We start from the raw sequence: 7501 nt of genomic DNA on the forward strand, positions 1-7501 counted from the left end.
CCCCGACGACCCGATCAGCCCACGTCGGGTGGCGTGGCGACCGTCTTGGACATGTAGAGCTGCTCGCCGAGGCGATCCATCAGCTCGAGCTGGGTCTCGAGGTAATCGATGTGGTGCTCTTCGTCCTTGAGGATCTCCTCGAAGAGCTTCGCCGAGGTGATGTCACCCTTGTCGCGGCACATCGCGATTCCCGGCTTGAGACGCTCGACGACCTCGATCTCGATGGCCAGGTCGCATTCGAATTGCTCACGCAGGGTCTGGCCGATGCGCAACGGGAGGATCTGCTGATAGTTGGGCAGGCCCTCGAGGAACAGGATCCGGTCGGTGAGGATCTCCGCGTGGGTCATCTCCTCGATGGATTCGGCGCGCGTCTTGGAGGCCACCTCGGTCAGCCCCCAGTTGTCCTGCATCTTGGAGTGCAGAAAGTACTGATTGATCGCCGTCAATTCGCTGGTCAGCTGCTCATTGAGCAGGGCGATGACCTCGTCATCTCCACGCATGCCACAACTCCGTTCGGTCCAGGGACTGGTTCTTCGAACGTTAGCACGAGCAATCGCCCCACGCGCCCAATTCGCGGTGGGGTAGAACTCGGGTGGGTCAGGCTGCGGTGGTGACGGACGTCCTTTCGCTCACGATCTGCTGTAGCCGATCGAGGCAGGTGCCACATCCCTCGCCGGCGCCACAGCGGTCGCTGATCGCGTCGACGGTTCGAGCGCCCGCGGTGCAGTGCTCATGGACCTCGTCCTCGGTCACCGCGCGGCAGATACAAACGAACATGGAACTCACCTCATCTGGCTGTTAGGTGAGGATTGCATAAAGTGCGGCGTCGGCACAAGGGTTGCCTTACCTTTGGAACCACTCCAGATAACGTGTCGGTGGCCGCACGTAGGGTGGGGCACCGTGACCACGTCGATCACCACCATCAACGTCAACGGCATCCGCGCCGCCACCAAGCAGCGTTCGGAGATCAACCCCGGCTTCCTGAGCTGGCTCGATGCGTCGGGCACCGACATCGTCCTGATGCAGGAGATCCGGGCCGACACCGAGCAGACAGAAGCTGCACTGGGTCCTGCTCTCGACGCCGGCTGGCACCTGTCGATGACCGAGTCGGTCGTCAAGGGCCATGCCGGGGTCGGAGTGCTGAGCCGGTCCGCCCCGAAAGCGGTGCGTGTCGGATTCGGCAGCGAGGAATTCGACGCGACCGGTCGCTACCTCGAGGCCGACTTCGACGTCCCGGAACTCGGGGCGCTGACCGCGGCCAGCCTGTATCTGCCGAAGGGCGCAGCAGAACCGACACCGTCGGCCACCGAGAAGGAGACCGCCAAGTTCGCCGAGAAGAAGCGCTTCCTCGACGAGTTCGGTGAGTATCTCGCCGGCGCGGCGCGGCGCCGTCGGCATGTTGTCGTGGGTGGGGATTGGAACATCGCGCCCGCCGAGCTCGACATCAAGAATTGGAAGGGCAATCTGAAGAATCCCGGCTTCCTGCCCCACGAGCGGGAGTGGGTGGGTGCGCGCCTCGAGTCGGGCTGGACCGACGTCGTACGCGACTTGCACCCCGCTGTCGACGGCCCCTACAGCTGGTGGTCGTGGCGGGGCAAGGCATTCGACAACGACTCGGGCTGGCGCATCGACTACCAGCTCGCCAACCGTTCATTGAGCCGACGGGCGGTGAAGGCCTTCGTCGATCGCGCCGACTCCTACGATCGCCGGTGGTCCGATCACGCCCCGGTCACCGTGATATACGACTGATCTCCGGCGTCCGATCGCACCGTCGGGCTCCCGCGGTAAACCGCTCGACCCGTCTGAAAGAATCGACCCATGAGTGACGTCTCCGGGTCGGTGTCCGCGCCGCGTCAACGTGTGTTGTCGGGTATCCAGCCCACCAGCGATTCCTTTCACCTCGGCAATTATCTCGGTGCCGTGCGTCAGTGGGTGGCCCTGCAGGACGACTTCGACGCGTTCTACTTCATCCCCGACATGCACGCCCTCACCGCGGAATTCGATCCCGCGACATTGGCGCACCGCACCCGGGTGTCGGTGGCGCAGTTGCTCGCCGTCGGCGTCGACCCGACCCGGGCGACCGTCTATGTGCAGTCACACATCCCCGAGATCGCGCAACTGACCTGGGTTCTGCAGTGCATCACCGGATTCGGCGAGGCCAACCGGATGACGCAGTTCAAGGACAAGAGTGCCAAACAGGGCGCCGACGCCGCCGGGGTCGGACTGTTCACCTATCCGATCCTGATGGCCGCGGACATCCTCGCCTTCGACGTCGACCTCGTCCCGGTCGGTGAGGACCAGCGCCAGCACCTCGAGCTGACCCGAGACCTCGCCCAGCGCTTCAACAAACGCTTCGGCGGCGTCCTGCGGGTGCCACGTGCGCACATCGTCTCCGAATTCGCGAAGATCTATGACCTGCAGAACCCGACGGCCAAGATGAGCAAGTCCGCCGAGACCGACAAGGGTCTGATCAATCTGCTCGACGACCCGAAGCGTTCGGCCAAGAAGATTCGCTCCGCGGTCACCGACACCGGCTCGCAGATCTCCTTCGATCCCGCCGACAAACCGGGCGTGAGTAACCTGCTCACGATCCAGTCGGCGTTGTCCGGGGTGGGCATCGACGATCTCGTCGCCAAGTACGAGGGCAAGGGGTACGGCGATCTCAAGGTGGACACCGCCGAGATCCTCACCGAATTCGTGACACCCCTGCGCGGTCGCGTCTCCGAATACCTCGACGACCCCGCCGAACTCGATGCCATCCTGGCCTCGGGCGCGGCCAGGGCCCGTGAGATCGCATCCGCCACGCTGAAGTCGGTATACGACAAAGTCGGGTTCCTGGCACCTACGGTAGGGGCGTGAGGCCCGTGCCCGGTTGATCCGGGTCGGCGGGTACCGACGCGGAGCGTCAGTAGGCGTACCGACGCGGACCGCTGTCGGGCGCACCCACGCGGAGCCCGGGCGCTTCGCCGACAGGGAGGTGAGGCGACGATGGGTTCGGTGATCGCGTGGTTCAAGAATCTACTTGCACGCGCCAAAGAATGGTTCGCTGCCGCTCGTGAGCGCTGGCCGTGGCTTGGTCACGCCATGCGCACCCAGGAGCGCTACACCAATCGGCGCGGCAACGTCCATGCCGCGAGCATCAGTTTCAACGGAATCCTCGCGCTCGTCCCGATCCTGATGGTTGCGTTCGCCATCGCGGCATTCGTCCTGGCGAGCAACCCCGATCTGATCGAACAACTCAAGGACGCCGTGGTCAAGCAATTGCCCGGCGGCATGGGCGACCAGATCGGTTCCGTGATCGACTCGGCGATCTCCTCACGCGCCACGGTCGGCATCATCGGTCTCGTCGGTGCCGCGCTGACCGGTGTCGGCTGGATCGCCGGTGTGCGAGCCGGGATGACCGAGATGTTCGGGGGCAGGCTGTCGCGCAATGCTCTCGTCTCGAAGGTGACCGATCTGCTCACCTTCGTGGTGCTCGGGCTGGCCTTCGCTGCGACGATGGCACTGACGACGCTGGCCAACGGCGGTGGCATCGTCAGGAAGGTCCTCGAGTGGGTCGGCGTGGACCACACCTCATGGGCTCCGGTGCTGCTGCGGGTGGTGGCGATCGCGATCTCGGTCTTCGCCAGCTGGATGCTCTTTACCCTCGTGCTGGCCCGTCTTCCCCTGGTGCCGTTGCCTTTCCGTAACTGCCTCAGCGCCGGCCTGATCACCGCGATCGCGTTCGAGATCATCAAGAACCTCGGCGGGCTCTACCTCAAGTCGGTGCTCGGCAGCCCGGCCGGAGCCGCGTTCGGGCCGATTCTGGGCATCATGGTCTTCGCCTACCTCGCGTCGCGGATCATCCTGTACGCCACCGCGTGGTGCGCCACCGATCCGATCAACGAGGATTTCCAGGTCGACGACGAGATCGACGAGACGCAGCAGCGACCGGTGGTGATGCGTCCGACCGTGGAGGTCAGTCCGATGCCGAAGGTCGGTGCACTCGCCGGTGCCGCCGCGGTCGGAGCTGCGGTGGGTATGGTGATCCGGCGCGTCCGCGGCGACTGACGATCCGCGTCGCTGCGGCGCCGGTCAACGGCGGCGCAGCCCGACGAGGCGGGTGGCCGCGGCCAGCAGGATCACGACGACGAGGGCGACGACCAGCCCGACGAGAATGCGGGTGGCGGTCGAGTGATCGGCGGTGCTCGACGGACGAGCGGTATCCGCCTGCGTCGTCATCGCCGATGACCCTGATGACGCCGATGACCCCGATGACGCGGTGGCCGATGTCGGTGCAGATGTGTTCGGGCCCGCCACGAGCTCACCCACCCGGGTGTCCGACGGTGCGTGGAATCCGTACTCCAGCAACGATTGTGCCTGGGTCCAGTAATTGTCGTCGCCGGTCGAGAGACCGTACATCTGCACGATCAGGACGGTCTTGTCGCCGTGGCGGGCGGCTCCCACGAAGGTCTTCAGTGCGTCGTCGGTGTACCCGGTCTTGCCGCCGAGCATTCCTGGATAGCCTTGCAGCAGTAGCTGATCCGAGGTCTGCATCTCGTATCCGGGGTGCGGTGTGTCGCTGGGTACGTCCGAGCGGGGTGGGTATCCGGGGAAGTGGTAGGTGGGTGTGGAGATGATCTCCCGGAACGTTGAATTGCCCATCGCGGCACGGAAGATCAGCGCCAGGTCGTAGGGCGAGGTGGACATGCCTGCGGCGTCGAGACCCGATGGCGTGGTCGCCCGGGTGTCCAGCGCGTGCAGGTGCGCGGCGAGCGAGTTCATCTTGGTGAGCGTGCTCGATACCCCGCCCAGTTCACGCGCGAGCGCGTGCGCGCAATCGTTGCCGGAGACGATCAGCAGCCCGCTGAGCATGTCGCGCACGGTGTAGTGCCCGCCCGGTCCCATGCCACACGAATCGCCCTCCTGACTCCAGTCCTCGGCGGTCGGCACGACCATCTTGTCGAGGTCGAGTCCGGCATCGAGGACGGTCAGGGCCAGCAGCACCTTGATCGTCGACGCCGGGCGGTAGCGCCCGTGCGGGTCCTTGGCGGCGATGATCGCGCCGGTGTCCAGGTCGGCGACCAGCCAGGCCGCCGAGGTGAGACGTTCGGGGATCGGGCCGGCGCCGGGATCGGCGATCACCCCGCATGCCGAGAGGCGCTCGCCGCCGACGGCCGGTGTGGGGACCGGGAGTGCAGTGGGCGTCGTCGAGCCGGGTGCGACGACCTCGGAGGTGTCGACCGGGGGTGGCGGGGTCTGCCGATGCGGGCACTGATCGGTGACCGGTGTCGCCGGCGGAACGGCGACGGCGGCCCCGGGTGCGCTCACCAGGGCCGCCGCACACACCGCTGCCAGGATCGTGCCGATCCGTCGGCCAAGGTGCGTATTCCCCCACGTCACTGCACGGACGTTACCAGCGGCGTCATCTCTCGGTGTCGTGTCTTGTAGGCGACGCCGAGACCGGATGTCGGCCGGTCAGAGCAGTGTGTAGGCCTCGGTCAGCACCGAGCGCAGGATCTGCTCGATCTCGTCGAACTCGGCCTGTCCGGCGATCAGCGGCGGGGCCAGCTGGACGACCGGGTCGCCGCGGTCGTCGGCGCGGCAGTACAGACCGGCGTCGAAGAGCGCCGTGGACAGGAATCCCCGCAGGATGCGTTCGGCCTCCGGTCCGCTGAAGGTCTCCTTCGTGGACTTGTCCTTGACCAGCTCGATGCCGTAGAAGTAGCCCTCGCCGCGGACGTCGCCGACGATCGGCAGGTCATGCAGCTTCTCCAGCGTCGCGCGGAACGCCGGGGCGTTGGTCTTGACGTGGTCGTTGAGACCTTCGCGCTCGAAGAGGTCGAGGTTGGCCAACGCCACCGCCGCCGACACCGGATGCCCACCGAAGGTGTAGCCGTGTGGGAAGGTGGTCGATCCGTCGTTGAACGGCTCGAAAAGACGATCGCTGGCGATCATCGCGCCGATCGGGGAGTACCCCGAGGTCATGCCCTTGGCGCAGGTGATGATGTCGGGCTGATAGCCGAAGTCCTCGCAGGCGAACATCGAACCGATGCGGCCGAACGCGCAGATCACCTCGTCGGAGACGAGCAGGACGTCGTACTGATCGCAGATCTCGCGCACTCGCTCGAAGTAGCCCGGCGGTGGCGGGAAGCAGCCACCGGCGTTCTGTACCGGCTCGAGGAACACCGCGGCGACGGTCTCGGGGCCCTCGAACTCGATGGCCTCGGCGATGCGGTCGGCGGCCCAGCGACCGAACTTCTTGGGATCGGCGGCCAGTGCCTCGTCGGGTGCGCGGTAGATGTTGGTGTTGGGCGCGCGGAACCCACCCGGGGTGAGCGGCTCGAACATCTGCTTGAGATCGGGAATGCCGGTGATTGCCAGCGCGCCCTGCGGGGTGCCGTGGTAGGCGATGGATCGTGAGATCACCTTGTGCTTCATCGGTTTTCCGGTGAGCTTGAAGTAGTGCTTGGCCAGCTTCCATGCGCTTTCGACCGCCTCGCCTCCGCCGGTGGTGAAGAAGACACGGTTGAGGTCACCGGGTGCGTAGGCGGCCAGGCGCTCGGCCAGCTCGATGGCCGGCGGCGTCGCATAGGACCAGACCGGGAAGAAGGCGAGCTCCTTGGCCTGCCGGGCGGCCGCCTCGGCCAACTCGACGCGACCGTGGCCGGCCTGCACCACGAACAGGCCGGCGAGGCCGTCGAGGTAGCTGCGCCCGCGGTCGTCGAAGATGCGGACACCCTCGCCGCGGGTGATCACCGGCGGGGTGATGCCCTCGCCGTGTCGGGCGAAGTGGCCCCACAGGTGCGCGGCGCTGCGTGCTCCGAGAGAGGTTCCGTCGATGGACGGTTGGGTGGTTGTGGTCATCGTGTTCCCCAATTGTATTGCTGTTTGACGAGTTTCAGATAGACGAGGGTCTCCGTGCCGGTAACCTCGGGATGTTTGCGGACGGTCCGGTTGAGGATCGAGAGGAGGTGATCGTCGTCCTCGCAGACCACCTCGATGAGGATGTCGAACGAGCCGGCGGTCAGCACCACATAGTCGATCTCCGGATTCCCGGCGAGTGCCGTGGCCAGTTCCTCGGTGTCACCGGTACATCGGATGCCGATGAGGGCCTGGCGGGCGAACCCCAACTTGAGGGGATCGGTGACGGCGACGATCTGCAGTAGTCCGCTCTCGCTCAGCTTCTGTACGCGATTGCGTACCGCCGCCTCCGAGAGTCCGACCTCCTTGCCGATCGACGCATACGAACTGCGCCCGTCGGCTTGCAGTAGCTCGATGATTCTCTTCGCGGTGCCGTCGAGATGAGGGTGAGAGGCTTCAGGCACCCCCCGATCTTGACGGATTCAGTGGTATAGCGCAACCGATACTTCTGATTTCGTCATAAAAATCCGGAAAAGAATCGCGAATCCGCATTATCGACGGTAGTATCGCAGCCGTGTTGACCACCAGCATTCCGTCCGGATGGATCGCCGGCGCGCCGATCGACGGTGCCGGGCCGGACCATACTGTTCTCGATCCT

General features: G+C 65.6%; 8 protein-coding genes. 3 read left to right on the plus strand and 5 right to left on the minus strand.

The genetic code is table 11. From position 1 onward, the window contains the following. Positions 1-14 precede the first annotated feature (14 nt). Positions 15-500: a bacterioferritin gene (gene bfr / locus B1964_RS06275; RefSeq protein ID WP_079929248.1), complete on the minus strand. Its 486-nt coding sequence runs from the start codon at positions 498-500 to the stop codon at positions 15-17. Between the two features lie 97 nt (positions 501-597). Then, on the minus strand, positions 598-777 hold the full coding sequence (locus B1964_RS06280; RefSeq protein WP_079929249.1) for a bacterioferritin-associated ferredoxin: 180 nt from the start codon (positions 775-777) through the stop codon (positions 598-600). Positions 778-900: 123 nt separating this feature from the next. On the opposite strand from B1964_RS06280, the gene B1964_RS06285 reads away from it, so the two are divergent. The 3 genes from B1964_RS06285 to B1964_RS06295 all read left to right on the plus strand — a co-directional run bounded on the left by B1964_RS06285 (position 901) and on the right by B1964_RS06295 (position 4050). Further along, positions 901-1749 (plus strand): exodeoxyribonuclease III, encoded by an 849-nt coding sequence (locus tag B1964_RS06285; RefSeq protein ID WP_079929250.1) that lies wholly within the window; start codon positions 901-903, stop codon positions 1747-1749. Positions 1750-1818: 69 nt separating this feature from the next. Further along, the gene (gene trpS / locus B1964_RS06290) at positions 1819-2859 is read left to right on the plus strand and encodes a tryptophan--tRNA ligase (protein WP_079929251.1); all 1041 of its coding nucleotides are present in this window, start codon (positions 1819-1821) and stop codon (positions 2857-2859) included. A 129-nt stretch (positions 2860-2988) separates the two neighbouring features. After that, the gene (locus B1964_RS06295; protein WP_079929252.1) at positions 2989-4050 is read left to right on the plus strand and encodes a YhjD/YihY/BrkB family envelope integrity protein; all 1062 of its coding nucleotides are present in this window, start codon (positions 2989-2991) and stop codon (positions 4048-4050) included. Positions 4051-4074: 24 nt separating this feature from the next. Here the strand turns inward: B1964_RS06295 and B1964_RS06300 are convergent, their stop codons facing one another. The 3 genes from B1964_RS06300 to B1964_RS06310 form a co-directional block, all read right to left on the minus strand. Next, on the minus strand, positions 4075-5382 hold the full coding sequence (locus tag B1964_RS06300) for a serine hydrolase (RefSeq protein WP_079929253.1): 1308 nt from the start codon (positions 5380-5382) through the stop codon (positions 4075-4077). Between the two features lie 75 nt (positions 5383-5457). Then, positions 5458-6846, minus strand: coding sequence for an aspartate aminotransferase family protein (locus tag B1964_RS06305; protein WP_079929254.1), 1389 nt, complete (start codon positions 6844-6846; stop codon positions 5458-5460). After that, positions 6843-7307, minus strand: a complete 465-nt coding sequence (locus tag B1964_RS06310) for an Lrp/AsnC family transcriptional regulator (protein WP_006367518.1) — start codon at positions 7305-7307, stop codon at positions 6843-6845. Before B1964_RS06310 ends, B1964_RS06305 begins: the two co-directional genes overlap by 4 nt. Between the last annotated feature and the right edge of the window lie 194 nt (positions 7308-7501).

Source organism: Gordonia sp. i37, from assembly GCF_002043085.1.
Classification (GTDB): domain Bacteria; phylum Actinomycetota; class Actinomycetes; order Mycobacteriales; family Mycobacteriaceae; genus Gordonia; species Gordonia polyisoprenivorans.